The sequence below is a fragment of the Microvirga tunisiensis genome (assembly GCF_009296175.1).
GTDB lineage: Bacteria > Pseudomonadota > Alphaproteobacteria > Rhizobiales > Beijerinckiaceae > Microvirga > Microvirga tunisiensis.
The window spans coordinates 1-14,707 of the sequence record NZ_VOSK01000164.1; the positions used below are offsets into that span (position 1 = coordinate 1).

The window sequence follows — 14,707 nt, forward strand, 5'->3', positions numbered from 1 at the left end:
ATGCCGGCTCGGGGAACTGGTCGACCAGGCATTCCGCGCCGCTCCTGACGAAGCGGGCATAGGTCTGCGGGCCGGTGTCGAGGACGACGGCGCCGTCCCTCATGACGAGCTGGCGGTTGGCGCCGCATGTCCGCTGGGATGTCGGCGGCCCGACCTGTGCCGTTGCTGCTGTTGCAGTCAGGGCGAGAGCAAGGAATGCCAGTACTCTTCTCATCACAGTTTCCTCCTCTAGGCCCGAAAGGGCTGTTCATCGGAGCTAGTTGCTCGACGGCGGGCTCCTGAGCTTCTCCATTGCCTGTTCGACGGAGAAGGAGCCGGGTCGCTGGCGCGGCGGGAACTGCTGGAAGCTCATCAGATGTTGCGCAACGAGTGCCTGGGCCGGCACGAGCACGAAGGCGTGCTCGATGAACCACCTCACGTAATCACCGGCCTCATGCTGCGCCCGCTCGAACGGGTCGGAGCGCAGGTTGAACAGCAGCGGCAGGCGCAGCTCCACCATCGGCTGCGCCCACACGTCGAACCCCTCCGCCTTCTGTTCCAGGAAGGCCGCCTTCCACTGGTCGTAGCGCAGGCCCGCGAGGTTGCCGTCGTCGGTCCAGTAGAAGAACTCGCGGCGCTTGTCGGGACCCTTGCGGCTCAGCAGGTCGCGCTGGTCATAGCCGTCCAAATGAACCTTGAAGGTCTTGCCCGCGGCCTCGTAGCCTTGCAGGAGCTTGGCGTTGATGTCCGGCTCGCCGGCCGCTGACACCAGCGTCGTCGCCCAGTCCTCGGCGGAGAACACGTCGTTGATCTCGGTCCGCGCCGGCACCTGGCCCGGCCACCGGATCATTGCCGGAACGCGGTAGCCGCCTTCCCAATTGGTGTTCTTCTCGCCGCGGAACGGTGTCGTGCCGCCGTCCGGCCACGAGAACGTCTCGGCGCCGTTGTCGGTGGTATAGATCACGATGGTGTTGTTGGCGATGCCGAGATCGTCGAGCTTTTTCAGGAGTTGGCCAACCTGGCCGTCGTGTTCCACCATGCCGTCCGGATAGATTCCGAGCCCGGTCTTTCCCTGCGACTCGGGCTTGAGACGCGTCCAGATGTGCATGCGGCTTGGATTGAACCACAGGAAGAACGGCTTCTGATCCCGATTGGCGCGATCGATGAAGTCGAGCGAAGCTCCGAGGAACTCCTCGTCGATGGTTTCCATGCGCTTCTTGGTGAGCGGGCCGGTGTCGTCGCATTTCTGCTTGCCCCACGGGCCGAACCGCGGATCGTCTCCCGGCGTGTCGGTGGCCGTAGCCGTGCATTTCAGGACGCCGCGCGGGCCGAACTGCGCCCGGAAGGCAGGGTTCTTCGGATAGTCCGGATGCTCGGGCTCGTCCTCGGCGTTCAGGTGATAGAGATTGCCGAAGAACTCGTCGAAGCCGTGCACCGTCGGCAGGAATTCGTTGCGATCGCCAAGATGGTTCTTTCCGAACTGCCCAGTCGCGTAGCCCTGCGGCTTGAGCAGGTCGGCAATCGTCGGATCCTTCTCCGACAAACCTTCCTTCGCCCCGGGCAAGCCCACTTTCAGGAGCCCGGTGCGCAACGGGCTCTGCCCGGTGATGAACGCGGCACGGCCGGCGGTGCAGGATTGCTGGCCGTAGTAATCGGTGAAGACGGCGCCTTCGTTGGCGATGCGATCGATGTTGGGCGTCCGATAGCCCATCATGCCGCGATTGTAGGCGCTGATGTTCCAGAAGCCGATGTCGTCAGCCATGATCATGACAATGTTGGGCCTTTGCGGCTGCGCGGCAGCCGGCGTGCTGAGCGCCATCACGGAGGCGAACATGGTGACCAGGCCGACCCGGATCTTTCCACTGGCTTTCATGTTTTCAGGCCTCGCATCTCAAGGGTTCAGGTGGGCAAACGGGTTCCCGCATGCTTGTGGCAGTTCACTCCGCGCGCCTGGCCGGTCGCGCTTTATCGATCTGATCGAGAACCCGGCTGGGCGTGTGGCCTGCCGGATCCCGCGTCAGCGCAAAGACCGTCACTCGTTGCCGCAGGGCTCATACGGGTAGTAGCCGCACACATTCGGGATGACGGCCGAATTCTCGGCCGCATAGGCGGCACTTGCATTGGAGACTCTTCCTCCCGCGTACCAGGCGCCATGATAGGCGGGAGCGTGCCAGTAGCGGCCAAAGTCATCGATGAACAGCGCCGCAGGTCCACTCGCCCCGGTCAGATTGCCTTCCAGCACCACGACATCGAAGGTCAGGTTCCCGCCGTCGAGCTTCGGCGTCTTCAGCGTCACCACGGCGTCGCTGACCTTCGAGCCGTCACCGCCCAGGACGGACACGGTGGCATTGGGCGGATCCTTGGCGAAGTTGTCGTTGCCCTCGTCCCATTGCATGATGAACTGCTGCGTGGCCACATGACCGGCCGCCCGCACGGGCCGATCGGCGAACACGATCGAATTCGGCGCCACGCCGGTCAGGGTCAGCTTGTTGCCTTCCAGCTTCGCGCCCGCCGCGTTGAGCACGGCGAGCGACGGGACCGGCCCCGTGGGCGTGGTCTGGCCGATGGCTTTCGTCGGGAGCATTGGCGGCCTGGCGCCTGCGTCCTGCGCGAGCACCGCACCTCCTGTCGCGCAGAGGCCACTGGTTATCAGGATAAAGCATGCGAATGACTTGCTGAGCATGGCGGACACTCCTCTCGTCCAGTCGGCTTTCTTCGGCATCCCTGCACCAGACCGTCGTCATCGATGCGAGCGCGTGAGGACGGTGGACGCCGAGACCCAGCGATCCCGGCGCCTCCCATCGGATGCCTATGGCTACTTCACGGTCACTTTGTAGCTGAGCACGGATGTGCCGGGCTTCTGGTCGATGCTCTGCCCCTTCGCGGTGATCGCGAAGCTGTCGGACCCGACGTATCCGGAAGTGGGCACATAGGTCCACGTATCCTTGTCGACCATCGTCACGGTCCCGTGCTGGGGCCGTTGGCTGACCTCCGAGCTGGCGAGCGTGCCTTGAGGGCTGATGTCGGACATGCAGCCCCGGGCCTGGACTTCGAAGGCGCCCTCCACGTTGGCGCCCATGATGGCCCGATTGCCGGCGATGTTGCACATGCTCTGCGGAGCCTGGGCAAAAGCCGGGCCGACGAACAGGAACGCCAACGGGAGTGCTGCGAATGACAATGACTTCTTCATGACGGTCTCCTCTCTATTCCTTTGACAGCGATCGAGGTCCGCCCCTACACAGGTTCTTCTTGTTGGCTTGCAATCGGCGGGCACCTGTCTGAGCGGTGTCCGCCAATTCTTGCTTCCGCTCAGGTCACTGACCGGGGGTCGACTGCGGCTTCTTGAGCTGCTCCATCACCTGCTCGAGGTTGTAGCTCGCCGGATCCTGCATCGGCGGGAACTGCCTGTAGGTTTCGAGTTCCCGCAGCCAAAGCGCCTGGCCGATCGGCAGCATGTTCCAGTCGTAGATGTAGGCCGAGACCGGGGCCGCGAGTTGGCCACCCATGCCCATGAGCGTCTTCGACTGTTCCCCGATCGATGTCTCGAAGGGATCGCGCTTGATGTTGACGACCTGGCTCCAGTGGTAGGGAACGACACCGGTGAGGAACCCTGTAGGCGCATCGGACACCATCGCGAAGTAGATCTTCCAGTTCTTGTAACGCACCGCGGACGGATCCTTGCCCGAGTAATAGAAGAAGGTGTCGCGCGCCGACTTGTCCGATCTGCCTTCCAGGTAGTCGCGCTGGTTGACGCCATCGAGGGTTGTCTTGACGATCCCCGGATACGTGCCGGCCTCGATCTGCGCCTTCAATTCGTTGCCCTTGGGGCCGCCGGCGATGTCGACGAGCGTCGGCAGCCAGTCGAGGGACGCGAAGATGTCGTTCTTGACCGTTCCCGGCTCGATGTGGCCCGGCCAGCGCACGACCAGCGGGGCCCGCATGCCGCCCTCCCAGGTCGACAGCTTGCCGCCCTTGAAGGGGGTGGTGCCGCCGTCGGGGTAGGTGATCGTCTCGGCGCCGTTGTCGGTCGTGAACGCAATGATCGTGTTGTCGAGCTCACCCATCTCCTCGAGCTTCTTCAACACGTAGCCGATGTTGTCGTCCATCTGCTTCATGCCGGCTTCGTTGACGCCCCAGTCCTTGCCGCCGGGCTCGCCCACCATCCCCATGTACTTGTCGTTCAGCACGGTCGTGATGTGCATGCGCGCCGGATTGTACCAGGCGAAGAACGGCTTCTGGGTCTTCTCCGGATCGTTGCGGTCGAGGAAGTCGATGAGCTTGGCCGAGATCTCCTCGTCCACATTCTTCGAGCGCTCGAGCGTCAGCGGCCCTTCATCCTTGCAGGTCTGGTTCGCCGCAGTTCCATCCGACGACCGGCACGAGAGCACCGGCCGCGGCGGCGTCAGACATACGGTGGTCCTGGGATCGACCGCCGCGGGATCCTGGGCCAGCCCGGGGATCGGCGTGTTCCGGCAGACCGGCGCGACCGCCTGCTCGGTCGGCGTCCTGTTGATGTCGGGGAAGCTCACGCCCTGCATCGCGTCGAGGTGGTAGAGATAGCCCCAGAATTCCTGGAACCCATGCGCGGTCGGCAGCGCATCGGTGTGGTCGCCCAGGTGATTCTTGCCGAACTCGCCGGTGTTGTAGCCGAGGTCGTGCAGGAACTTCGCGATGGCGGGCGTGCCGGGCCGCAGATAGGATGGGCTGCCAGGCAGTTGTGGTGGGATCATGCCGGTCCGGAGCGGATGCATGCCGGTGAAGAAGGCGTTGCGACCCGCCGTGCAGCTCTGCTCGGCGTAATAGGTCATGAACTTCGCACCCTCCCGGCCGATGCGGTCGATGTTCGGCGTCTCGCCGACCATCAGGCCCTGGTGGTAGATGCTCGGCTGCATCCAGCCGATGTCGTCGCCCATGATGAACAGGATGTTGGGCTTCCGCTGCGGCGCCTGCGCGACGGCCGGAGCCGCCATCGCGGCGGACATCAGGGCCGTGGCCCCGATCAGGGCCGCCTTGGCGCGCATGTGTCGGACGCGCGATCTATCGGCATTGGTTGGTGAGGACGCACGATCACTGGTCATGGGATCTTCCTCTCTCTCTGATGATGCAGCGGAAGCCGACATGGCTCGTCGAGGTGTCGACCGGCTGCGGGTGACGCGCTGCCGGACGGTAGCGGCGGCAGTAATTGGGCGCGCACAGATGCGAGCCGCCCTTCAGCACCCGGCGCGGGATCCTGATCCCGGGCTCGCAGGGTGCGTAGCTCTGGTCCTCGTGGCCGCCGCGCGGGTTCTCGGGGATGCAGCAGGCCTTGGGTGCATCGGGTGCATCGGCCGGATGCTTCGGTGTGTAGAAGTCGCTGGTCCATTCCCAGACGTTGCCGATCATGTCGTAGAGGCCGTAGCCGTTCGACGGAAAGGCGGTCACGGGGGAGGTGCGCTCGTAGCCGTCCTCGCGCTTGTTCTGGAAAGGGAAGGCACCCTGCCAGGTGTTCGCCATCTGCTGCCCCTGCGGCGTGAACTCGTCGCCCCAGGCGAACTCCGCCCCATCGAGCCCACCGCGGGCGGCGTATTCCCACTCGGCTTCGGTTGGCAGGTCCTTGCCGGCCCAGCGGGCATAGGCCGCCGCATCCGCATAGGCGACATGCACGACCGGATGATCGTCGAGGCCCTTGATCGATGAGCCCGGGCCATAGGGATGGCGCCAGTTCACCCTGGACTTGAACGCCCACCATTGGCTGAAGTGACGGAGATCGACCGGATAGTCCGGTGGGCTGAACACGAGCGAGCCGGCATGGAGCAGGTGCGGCAGGGCACCGGGATAATCCTTCGGGTCGGGCGCGATTTCCGCGACGGTGACGTGCCCGGTGGCGTGGACGAACTCGCGAAACTGCCGGTTGGTGATCGGTGTGCGGTCGATCCAGAAACCGTCGACGGTGACGCGATGAACCGGCGCTTCCTCGGGGTAGTGTTGATCCGAGCCCATGCGGAACGTGCCGCCGGGAATCCGGATCATGCTGCTGTCGTCCGGCTGCCAGTCGGTGGTCTCGTCCAGTGGATTCACGAAGCCCGCATCAGTCATGGCATCCGTCCTCGAAGGGGTGTGCGCTGCCAGCGCGATGGGCTGACGAACAAGACCAAGACTCTTCCTGTAGGCACGTATCATAGACGGGTTGTCGGCGCTTGCTTGACAGCGTTGGACATTCACTTGACCGATGACGACAGCCGCAAGAACCGTTGCTCCCCTCCTGGCAGACCGATAGTGTCGTCCCGTTCGGGGTCGAGCGGTATTGGGGTCAATCCTGAAACTGATGGAGGCAGACCCTGATTTGGGCCCTCGGTTCGCATCATTGGTTTGTGCCCAGGCCTGCCGGGTCGGGTCTAGCAGTCAAGGGCCGGATCCGGACTGATCCCTGTCGACAGCAGGCCGGTTCAGGGTTTAACCTGTGGTATCGGACCGAAGGTCCTCGTCGCGACCCCCGATCCCGTTGCGTTGCCCCTGCGGCCGAAGGTCTCCGTCATGAGCGACGGCGCCGTCCCGAAGGTTGCGCGCTCGCTTCCGGGCCTGCCGCCCCGCCTGCGCCGCCGGGTCGCCCTGACCTTCGCGGCCGTCATCCTCGTCACGTGCGTCGTCGCGGCGGCGCTGATGCTCACGAATGCCTGGAATGAGCGCCGGGTCATCCGGGAGCATGCCCTGGGGACGGCGACCGCGCTGTCCTTCGGCTTCGACCAGGAGGTGGCCGCCGGCAACGCCCTGCTGAGGGGATTGTCCTCATCGCCGGCTTTGAAGTCCGGCGACGCCAAGGGCTTCTACGACCAGCTCAAGGCGACGCCGATCCCCGACGGATCCTGGCTGATCCTCAGCGATCTCGACGGCCAGCTCGCCAACACCCTCCGGCCATTCCGGGCGCCCCTTCCGCGGCACCGGGACTTCCCGACGGATGCCCTGAACCGGGTGCGGGAGCGCGGTTGGACCGTGTCAGGCCGCATGGCGAGCCTCGTGAAGCCCGGAACGACGGTCATCGCGCTCAGCCTGCGGATCAACCACGACGACGGCACGATGAAAGGCTACCTCACCACCATCCTGTCGCAGGACCGCCTCGGAACCATCCTGGGTGGCCAGGCCGTTCCCGAAGGAACGACGCGGGGCCTCTACGACCGCAGCCTCCAGCCGATCGTGACCACGCGAGGGGGCGAGACGTCGTCGCGGATTCCCGTGCCGAATGCCCTCGTCGCGCGTCTCGCCGGCAATGGGAGCGCGGCCGAAGGCTTGATCGTGGACACCGACGAGCGCGGCGTCCCGGTCCTGGTCGCGTACCGCAGTTCCGGGGCCACGAACTGGACGACCGTCGTGGCGGTCCCGCTCTCTCTCGTCAATGCACCGGTCATGGGCGTTCTGCGGCAGATGGCGGGGATGGCGGCCTTCCTCGTCCTGGCTGGCGGTCTCGCCGCGCTGTTCACGGCCCGTCAGGTCGAGCAGCCGCTCCGAACGCTGTCGGATCAGGTCACCGGGGCGAAGAAACAGGTCAGCGAGCTGTCGAGCCAGTTGCTCGCCCTCCAGGAGGAGGAGCGGCAACGCATTGCCCGCGAGCTGCACGATTCGACGGCGCAGCACCTCGTAGCGGCAAACCTCGGACTGGCTGGTCTTGAGGCGGAGGTCCGGGAAAGCCCGGCAGGTCGCAAGACCCTGGCGGAGGTCGGGGAGCTGCTCGCCGAGGCGCTGAGGGAATTGCGTGTTTTCACCTACCTTCTGCATCCGCCGAACCTGGCGCAGGACGGCCTCCAGGCCACCCCGCGGGACTTTGCCGAAGGCTTTGCCGGTCGCATGGGGCTCGTCGCCCGGATCCGGATTCCGGAAGAGGTCGATGCCCTGTCGCCGGAACTCCAGCGGGCGATCCTGCGCGTGGTGCAGGAGGCTCTCACCAACGTGCATCGCCATGCCGATGCCTCGCATGTATCGGTCGATGCAAGAATCTCGTCCGGACGGCTGATCGTTCGAATCCGTGACAACGGACACGGGATGCCAGGTGCCGCCCGGCCGGATGGACCGATCCGGCTCGGTGTCGGCGTTGCAGGCATGCGGGCCCGCCTGGAGCAGTTCGGCGGTGGACTGAGGATTCGGACAGGCCGAGGTGGCACCTGCATCGTTGCGATGGCGCCGATCCGCGGCGCCGACCGGACATCGCCACGGGCCGGACCCCTGCGCATGCCGTGGCAGTCGGGCCGAGCCAAGGCGGATGACGAGGCTTCCTCCTGAAGATTCAGGGTCTGCCTCCAGCACTTTCAGGGTATCGCACCAGTGAGGCACGCTGCTTGGCAGTGTATCCTGCCGTGGCACCTAGGCTCATCGAAACGGCTGCTGGCACCGGGTCGCGGAAGGAAGGCTCGCCATGACGCGCATCCTGATCGCCGACGATCATGACGTAGTCCGCTCCGGCGTCCGGACCATCCTGGAGGCGCATGAGGGCTGGGAGGTGGTCGGCGAGGCGACAGACGGCAAGCAGGCCGTCGATCAGGCCCTGGCGACCCGGCCCGACATCGTCATTCTCGATTACGGCTTGCCACTGGTGAACGGCGTCGAGGCGACCCGGCAGATCAAGACGCGCCTTCCCGGCGTCGAGGTGCTGATCTTCACCATGCATGACACGGACAGCCTGGTCCGGGACGTGCTCGAAGCGGGCGCCCGCGGCTTCCTGCTCAAATCCGATGCCCGGCAGTTCCTGGTCTCGGCGGTGGAGAGTCTGGCGGCCCACAAGCCGTTCTTCACCGGCAAGGTCTCCGAGGCCTTGCTCGAGACCTATCTGGCGAAGGGATGCACCCACGAGGCGGCGCTGACGGCCCGTGAGAAGGCCGTCGTGCAGCTGATCGCCGAAGGCCGGACCAACAAGCAGATCGCCGACCTCCTCAGCCTCAGCACCAAGACGGTCGAGACGCATCGCGCCCTGGCCTTGCGCAAGCTCAACCTCGACACGACCGCGGCCCTCATCCGCTACGCCATTCGCAACAAACTCGTGGAGGCCTGATCATGACCCTCGATCGTGACGCCCTCAGCATCGCGCGGTTCCGAGCCTGCGGCGGACCCCGCCGGTCCCTGATCGAGGGGAGGGCAGGGATGGCCCTCGCCGGCGGGAGGCTGGTATGAGACTGCCGACTAAACTTGCCTTGATCCAACCACCGGATCAGGCAGATTTGCACCGCCGGATCCCGGATCTGCCTGCGCACGGAGCCTCCCGGCAGGCGATGGCGAAAGGCGTGATCCGCGTTGGTGTCGCCAAGGAGGTCGGCCTCCTCCTGCGCGAATTCCGGGCGGATCCTGGCGAGGTGATCCGTCAGGCCGGCCTCGATCCGGACCTCTTCGAGGACGAGAACAACATCATTCCCTATGCGGCGCTGGGTCGGGTGCTCACGGCCTGTGTCGCACACACGCGCTGTCCGCATTTCGGCCTTCTCCTCGGGCAACGGGGAACGCTCTCGTCTCTCGGCCCGATCGGAGGCCTTCTGCAACACTCGCCGACCGTCGGCGAGGCCCTGTCGGCTCTTGTCCGACACCTGCATCTGCACGACCGTGGCGCTGCTCCCACGCTGTCGGCCTACGGGGACGGGATGGCCCTGGGTTATGCGATCTACGAGCCGGGCGTGGAGAGCCCCGAGCAGATCTCGGACTGCGCCATGGCGATGGCAACCAATGTCCTGCGGACGCTGTGCGGACCGGATTGGGTGCCGGACGAGGTGCTGCTGCACCGACATCCACCGACCGATCCGGGGGCGTATCGGCGCTTCTTCCGGGCGCCCGTGCGGTTCGATCAGGAAACCGCCGCCTTGGTTTTTCCGGCCCATTGGCTTGACCACCGCATCGCGGGCGCGAACCCGATCTTCCGCCAGGTGTTCGAGGCTCACATCCGGGAGCTCGAGGCCGCCGGAGCGGGCGACTGGAAGGAGAACCTGCGCCGCGTGCTGCGAACCGAGATCCTGACCAACCGATGCTCGGCCGCGACGGTTGCGGATCGCTTTGCCATCCATCGCCGCACCTTGAGCCGGCACCTGAGGGCCGAGGGGGCGGGCTTCCAGAGCCTCATCGACGAGACACGGTTCGAGGTCGCGCGCCAGTTGCTGGGCCAGACCCGGATCCCGCTCAGTGAGGTTGCCGTGGCGCTCGGGTATTCCGAGGCAAGCGCCTTCACGCGGGCTTTCCGGCGCTGGTCAGGACAGGCGCCGGCCGCCTGGCGCTTGGAACACGGTCCAGCACAAACCAGCCACCCGGCTCCCGGATCGCAGGATCGCGACGGGCGGCAGATCACCACGGCACGGGCTCGGGAACAGCCTTGACCGAGGGGCGGGCGGTTGAGACAGGGGCTGCATCCCATTACGATGGCCCAGGGACGGTCCGTCGGCAGTCCGAGCAGATTCCCTTCTCGACCTCACGGTTGATCCGCCGGTCTTGTCGCTCCATGCCTTCAGAGGCGGGTGCCGTCAACGGCGCTCGGGACTGCGTTCGGCCCAGCCCCGGACATGGATGCCGCGAGCTCCGTGTCGGCGATCCAGAAATCACGACGGGCCTCGATCGCCTTGATGCCGCGGCCCATCCATCCCTCCATGTCGGGAGCCGGCTCGGGCAGGGGCAGGGCTGCGGCCCGATCACCGTCCTGCGTCGGATCACGCATCCCGGCCAAGCGTCGCATCGCCGCGATCCGCTTCTGGTGGATGCGGGCGAGATCGTAGGTCCCGCGATAGGCATGGTAGGCCTGACGGGCCTCCGAGCGGGCATTCACGGCCAGTTCGGCCAGCCTGTTCGCCGCCTGCAAGTAGCGCTGCTCGGCCTCGGCAACCCGGGCCTGCCCAAAGTCGAAGAGCGGGATCTCGATCGTCGCCACGAACCCGTTCGTGATGGTTTTGGTCTTGCTGACGGAATCCGCCGTGACCTTGTCCGTGCTCTTGTACCGGTTCTGGGCGGCCAGATCGAGGGCGCTGACGAACCGCGTCGCCTGCGTCAGGCCCAGCGACTTGGCCAGAGCGTCCAGTTCGAGCCTCGCGATCCGGAGGTCCAGGCGGTGTTGCAGGGCCTGCTCCTTGGCCTCCCGAATCGAGCGAATCCTGGCCGGAAGCGAGGGAACGCGGAGAGGAAGCCTGTAGTCGACGTCATCCCACAGGCCCATGTGGCGGGCGAGCCGCTCACGCTCGATGCGGAGCCTCATCCGGGCCTCGGTAGGTTCAGTATCGCCTGCGGGGCCATCGGTCCGCGTGACCAGGCTGACCTGCTCGTTCGCGGCTACGGCGCGAAGGAACTGCTTCCGGGTCTCGGCCGCGAGGACGAGGGTTGCTTCCGCCGCCCGGAGCTGGGCCGCCCGGAACCGGGCCTGGGCGATCTCGCTCCGAGCCGGCAGGGTTGCCAGCGCGAGGACATTGCCGACGAGCTGGCGGGTGATTTCGACCTCCAGGTCGCCGACTAACTGGTTGAAACCGAACCGCGGCGAAGGCGGCAGGCTCGCCTGCACGTACTGCGCCTCCGAGATGCCGAGTTCGCCGTAGGCCGCCTGAAGCCCGCGATTGTTCAGGAGGGCGATCTAAACCGCCGCTCCGGCCGTCAGCGGACGCTTGAGCAACGCCGCGACCCGTTCCGCCGCTGCGGCACTCTCGCCTTGCGTCGAGATCTTCACGGCGTCGGCGTTCAGCTCGGCGAAGGCGATGTTCCGGACCGGTGCCATCCCGCCATCGGGAGATAGGGAGACACATCCACTGAGTCCGAGGGCCATGGCCAGGACGGACATGAGGGTCAAAGGTCGTTCATGGCATCCCATGGCTCGCGCTCCGCGGTTTCACCAAGACCCGTCCCTCGTGGACCGAGCACGCCGATGCATATGTCAGGCTCGATCGATGGACGGACACGGACAGGTGCCGGGCACCCTGCGGTTGCCGGAATCGGCCGCCGTCAGAACCGGGCGCTGATACCGAGAATCGGCCCATGCTGGAGCATGTCGAACTCGTAGCGGCTTCGGCCCTCGCCCTGAACATAGTCGACATACAGCGCCCGGTAGCCGATCACGCCCGAGAACGTGATGCCCTGGTAGGTGCCGAACTCGAATCCGTAGGCGCCGATGGCCTGCCAGGAAAAGTCGCTCCCGACGCCGAACCCGCCGATGTCGCCGCGTAGGAGGAGTTCGTGTCCCGGCGCCACGGTGTAGCGCACCCGTGCGCCGATCATGGGATCGAGCCAGTCTACGGACCCAGAGCGGGCGAATGCCCGGGTTCCGCCGATCTGGAGATCGCCGATGTCAACCGTTCCTGCGATGTCGAACGAGAGGTCGGCCTCCTGATACCAGTAGCGGGCACCGGCGAGGATATCGAATGCGAGCCCGCCCGACCGGGCGACCTCGTAGGCGGCGCCGACCTCGGCGATGGCCATCTCGATGTCGAGGTTGAGGGACGTGCCGAGCGTTCCCGTCACGCCCGGCGCCAGCGCGCGGGTCCGGACGTTGCCGCTCTCGACTCTGATCTTGCTCCAGACCACGTTGGCCAAGAGACCAAAGGAACCGTTGCGGGCCTCGAAGTCGCCCATCAGGGCCACGAGCGTGTCGCTCTCCTCGACGATGTCGATGAAGCTGGCATTGACCTTGACGGAGCGTCCGCGCACGGTCTGGGTGCCGTCCATCGCGGTGAGCCAACCGTAGGGCGTGAAACGGAAGGTCCACCCGGGTATGGCGGGCGCTCGATCACGGGAGCCGGCGGAGGCCCGAGATCCGCAGCGAGCGCACCGTTCGGACCTCCGCTGAGGAGGCCGAGCGAAGCCAGGACGCCTGACGACAACCAGTGCGAAAGGTAACGCATCGCTCCCCCTTGGATTGCTGATCCGTGACCCCGCCAGCCGGCTCATAGCAGCCGAGGTTGCGGCCCAGGTCAAGACATCGATCGACGGCCGGGGAACGGAACCCGGATGTTTGTCCTCGGATGCTGCCTTGCGGGGTAGATGATCGGCACACGGGAAGTCACCGGTCAGCGAGGCCGAGGGACCGCTCGTTTCTTGGAAACCTTCCGGCTCCGGGCATGGCTTGCCCGCCAGGCCGAGGGGGACTGCCCGGCCCAGCGCCGGAAGGCCCGCGTGAAGGCGCTCGGTTCCGAGTACCTCAACACGACCGAGATCTGGTCCAGGGCCATGTCGGCGTTGGCCAGCAGGTCACGGGCGAGCGCGAACCGGATCTCGTCGACAAGCTGCTGGAACGTGATGCCCTCGTGCGCCAAATGCCGGCTCATGGTGCGGTGGTGCATCGAGAACAGGCGCGCGATCTCGATCGAGGTGCAGGGCCCCTTCAGCAGTTCGGTCTCGAGCACCCGGCGCAGGTCCTCGCCGAAGCGGCTCGAAGCGCTGCCCGGCCGTGGTCCGACGTCCCCATCGCGTCTCGAAGTCATCGCCGTCGGCCGAGGTCGGCGGGTAGCCAAGGCGTCCCTCATGATGAGCCCCGTCCGGTTCCGGCTCGGCCGACCTGGCATGCACCGTCACGGAATCCCCGATCATAGTCCCGCCAAGCCTGTCCGCTTGATCGATGAGGACGTTCGGTTGACAGATTCGGACATCCACGGGAAGCCGGCCGGGGCTTTTGCGACGCAGCGGGTAGGGCAATGTCGGCACTCCCCGGCTGCCCGCGCGTAGGCTCGCCGACGACGAAGATCCCCGTGTGTGCATGGTTCGGCGGTGCGTGTCCCGCAGGGTCAAGCCCATGGCTCTGAAGGTCAAGCGGACGCTGCCGGAAGGCGTAGTGTCATCCTCATCCGGTGCCCGTCGGACAGAGCAGGCGGTGCTGCCAAGGAAGCCGCAACGGGTTCACGCAAAGGCGTGCCCCTGTTGAGGAGGACAGCTCATGCATTGCACATCTGCTTTCGTTGTTCTTGCCGCTATCGCATCCGTGATCATGCCCGTGCCTGCGGACGCCCAACCGCGCTCCCGACAGGTTGCGCAGAGCGGTCCTCTGATCCTGAGAGTAACGCCGCGCAGCTCCTACGGTCGCATCCCGATGTACCTGGTCGGCTCAACCTATGAGCCGCGAAACGCCCTTGATCCGATCGCGCTTGCCGCTCCACTTGGCCCGGCCGCGAGCAATATCACGATCACTCTGCCGGTATCGTCCGCAAGTTGTCGGATCACGCAAGTCAACGACACTCAGTACGCCAGCCCCGGCTGCCTACGGCAACCACGGTTCTGACTGAATCGAAGGCAATCTCGTGTGAGAACATCGTGACCAGCTCGGTATCCGGGTTCTGGTCGCTGATCCTGTACGATGAGCGCCACTAGGGGATCGGCCCCAGGCTCTGGATCAGCAGTCAGCGCAGGCATGGACCGCAGCAAGTGGGTCGTCATGAACCCTCCTGGGACGAGCTTCCCTGGCCGGATGATGGTCGGCCGAGATTACGGTACTGGCAAGGGAGCACAATGCGCTCAATCGGTCCCATGTCAGGTCAGCCGAGCGGCCTCAAGGCTGTTTCCATAAACGCCCTTCCGCGAAATTGACTTCATGTACCCGGAACGTCTTCAAATGGCACATCCCGGAAGTAACACAATGGTCTGCTCGCCTGGCCGAAGCGGACCTTCCTGAAGGGTAGGGGATTGTCGGTGGTTGACCGAGCCTGTCGTCTAATCGCTCGTTGGAATGCAAGCCCTTTTTGGTGCCGAAGCTGTGGTTTGCCGGGAGCAGTGTCGTCTTCGCGGTCGAGACAGTGTCGCCGCATGATGGGGCTTCGCAGGAGGA

Annotated in this window: 14 protein-coding genes; 4 read left to right on the forward strand and 10 right to left on the reverse strand. The window is 65.6% G+C overall.

Features of this window, described 5'->3' with window-relative positions; genetic code table 11:
- The 6 genes from FS320_RS26960 to FS320_RS26985 all read right to left on the reverse strand — a co-directional run.
- Window positions 1–214: hypothetical protein (locus tag FS320_RS26960; RefSeq protein ID WP_152715145.1), on the reverse strand; the 214-nt coding region annotated here is incomplete at its 3' end.
- A gap of 42 nt (window positions 215–256) precedes the next feature.
- Window positions 257–1,852 (reverse strand): sulfatase-like hydrolase/transferase, encoded by a 1,596-nt coding sequence (locus FS320_RS26965; protein ID WP_152715147.1) that lies wholly within the window; start codon window positions 1,850–1,852, stop codon window positions 257–259.
- Between the two features lie 159 nt (window positions 1,853–2,011).
- Window positions 2,012–2,662, reverse strand: coding sequence for a hypothetical protein (locus FS320_RS26970; RefSeq protein WP_152715150.1), 651 nt, complete (start codon window positions 2,660–2,662; stop codon window positions 2,012–2,014).
- A gap of 132 nt (window positions 2,663–2,794) precedes the next feature.
- Window positions 2,795–3,169, reverse strand: a complete 375-nt coding sequence (locus FS320_RS26975; protein ID WP_152715152.1) for an Ig-like domain-containing protein — start codon at window positions 3,167–3,169, stop codon at window positions 2,795–2,797.
- A gap of 124 nt (window positions 3,170–3,293) precedes the next feature.
- On the reverse strand, window positions 3,294–4,949 hold the full coding sequence (locus tag FS320_RS26980) for an arylsulfatase (protein WP_420846774.1): 1,656 nt from the start codon (window positions 4,947–4,949) through the stop codon (window positions 3,294–3,296).
- A gap of 97 nt (window positions 4,950–5,046) precedes the next feature.
- Window positions 5,047–5,988, reverse strand: a complete 942-nt coding sequence (locus FS320_RS26985) for a formylglycine-generating enzyme family protein (RefSeq protein ID WP_162003261.1) — start codon at window positions 5,986–5,988, stop codon at window positions 5,047–5,049.
- 504 nt (window positions 5,989–6,492) lie between these two features.
- On the opposite strand from FS320_RS26985, the gene FS320_RS49860 reads away from it, so the two are divergent.
- The 3 genes from FS320_RS49860 to FS320_RS27000 all read left to right on the forward strand — a co-directional run bounded on the left by FS320_RS49860 (window position 6,493) and on the right by FS320_RS27000 (window position 10,298).
- Window positions 6,493–8,229, forward strand: coding sequence for a sensor histidine kinase (locus FS320_RS49860; RefSeq protein ID WP_152715156.1), 1,737 nt, complete (start codon window positions 6,493–6,495; stop codon window positions 8,227–8,229).
- 133 nt (window positions 8,230–8,362) lie between these two features.
- Window positions 8,363–8,995 (forward strand): response regulator, encoded by a 633-nt coding sequence (locus FS320_RS26995; protein WP_152715158.1) that lies wholly within the window; start codon window positions 8,363–8,365, stop codon window positions 8,993–8,995.
- A 115-nt stretch (window positions 8,996–9,110) separates the two neighbouring features.
- Window positions 9,111–10,298, forward strand: a complete 1,188-nt coding sequence (locus FS320_RS27000; protein WP_152715160.1) for an AraC family transcriptional regulator — start codon at window positions 9,111–9,113, stop codon at window positions 10,296–10,298.
- A 128-nt stretch (window positions 10,299–10,426) separates the two neighbouring features.
- On the opposite strand, the gene FS320_RS27005 is transcribed toward FS320_RS27000, so the two are convergent.
- From FS320_RS27005 to FS320_RS27015, 4 genes are all read right to left on the reverse strand, one after another.
- Window positions 10,427–11,464 (reverse strand): TolC family protein, encoded by a 1,038-nt coding sequence (locus tag FS320_RS27005; protein WP_152715162.1) that lies wholly within the window; start codon window positions 11,462–11,464, stop codon window positions 10,427–10,429.
- 69 nt (window positions 11,465–11,533) lie between these two features.
- The gene (locus tag FS320_RS45300; RefSeq protein ID WP_153885333.1) at window positions 11,534–11,674 is read right to left on the reverse strand and encodes a hypothetical protein; all 141 of its coding nucleotides are present in this window, start codon (window positions 11,672–11,674) and stop codon (window positions 11,534–11,536) included.
- Window positions 11,675–11,898: 224 nt separating this feature from the next.
- On the reverse strand, window positions 11,899–12,618 hold the full coding sequence (locus FS320_RS27010) for a hypothetical protein (protein WP_244627410.1): 720 nt from the start codon (window positions 12,616–12,618) through the stop codon (window positions 11,899–11,901).
- A gap of 341 nt (window positions 12,619–12,959) precedes the next feature.
- Window positions 12,960–13,373, reverse strand: coding sequence for a helix-turn-helix domain-containing protein (locus tag FS320_RS27015; RefSeq protein WP_162003259.1), 414 nt, complete (start codon window positions 13,371–13,373; stop codon window positions 12,960–12,962).
- 449 nt (window positions 13,374–13,822) lie between these two features.
- Between FS320_RS27015 and FS320_RS27020 the strand changes: the two genes are divergently transcribed.
- Entirely contained in the window at window positions 13,823–14,164 is a 342-nt protein-coding gene (locus FS320_RS27020; RefSeq protein ID WP_152715166.1) for a hypothetical protein, read from the forward strand.
- Window positions 14,165–14,707 lie beyond the last annotated feature (543 nt).

Coding starts and splice junctions, on each gene's coding strand:
- FS320_RS27000 (WP_152715160.1), top strand. CDS start 9,111: ATGAGACTGCCGACTAAACTTGCCTTGATCCAACCACCGGATCAGGCA.
- FS320_RS26970 (WP_152715150.1), bottom strand. CDS start 2,662: ATGCTCAGCAAGTCATTCGCATGCTTTATCCTGATAACCAGTGGCCTC.
- FS320_RS27010 (WP_244627410.1), bottom strand. CDS start 12,618: ATGGACGGCACCCAGACCGTGCGCGGACGCTCCGTCAAGGTCAATGCC.
- FS320_RS49860 (WP_152715156.1), top strand. CDS start 6,493: ATGAGCGACGGCGCCGTCCCGAAGGTTGCGCGCTCGCTTCCGGGCCTG.
- FS320_RS26995 (WP_152715158.1), top strand. CDS start 8,363: ATGACGCGCATCCTGATCGCCGACGATCATGACGTAGTCCGCTCCGGC.
- FS320_RS45300 (WP_153885333.1), bottom strand. CDS start 11,674: ATGGCACCGGTCCGGAACATCGCCTTCGCCGAGCTGAACGCCGACGCC.
- FS320_RS27015 (WP_162003259.1), bottom strand. CDS start 13,373: ATGACTTCGAGACGCGATGGGGACGTCGGACCACGGCCGGGCAGCGCT.
- FS320_RS26980 (WP_420846774.1), bottom strand. CDS start 4,949: ATGGCGGCTCCGGCCGTCGCGCAGGCGCCGCAGCGGAAGCCCAACATC.
- FS320_RS26975 (WP_152715152.1), bottom strand. CDS start 3,169: ATGAAGAAGTCATTGTCATTCGCAGCACTCCCGTTGGCGTTCCTGTTC.
- FS320_RS27020 (WP_152715166.1), top strand. CDS start 13,823: ATGCATTGCACATCTGCTTTCGTTGTTCTTGCCGCTATCGCATCCGTG.
- FS320_RS26965 (WP_152715147.1), bottom strand. CDS start 1,852: ATGAAAGCCAGTGGAAAGATCCGGGTCGGCCTGGTCACCATGTTCGCC.
- FS320_RS26985 (WP_162003261.1), bottom strand. CDS start 5,988: ATGATCCGGATTCCCGGCGGCACGTTCCGCATGGGCTCGGATCAACAC.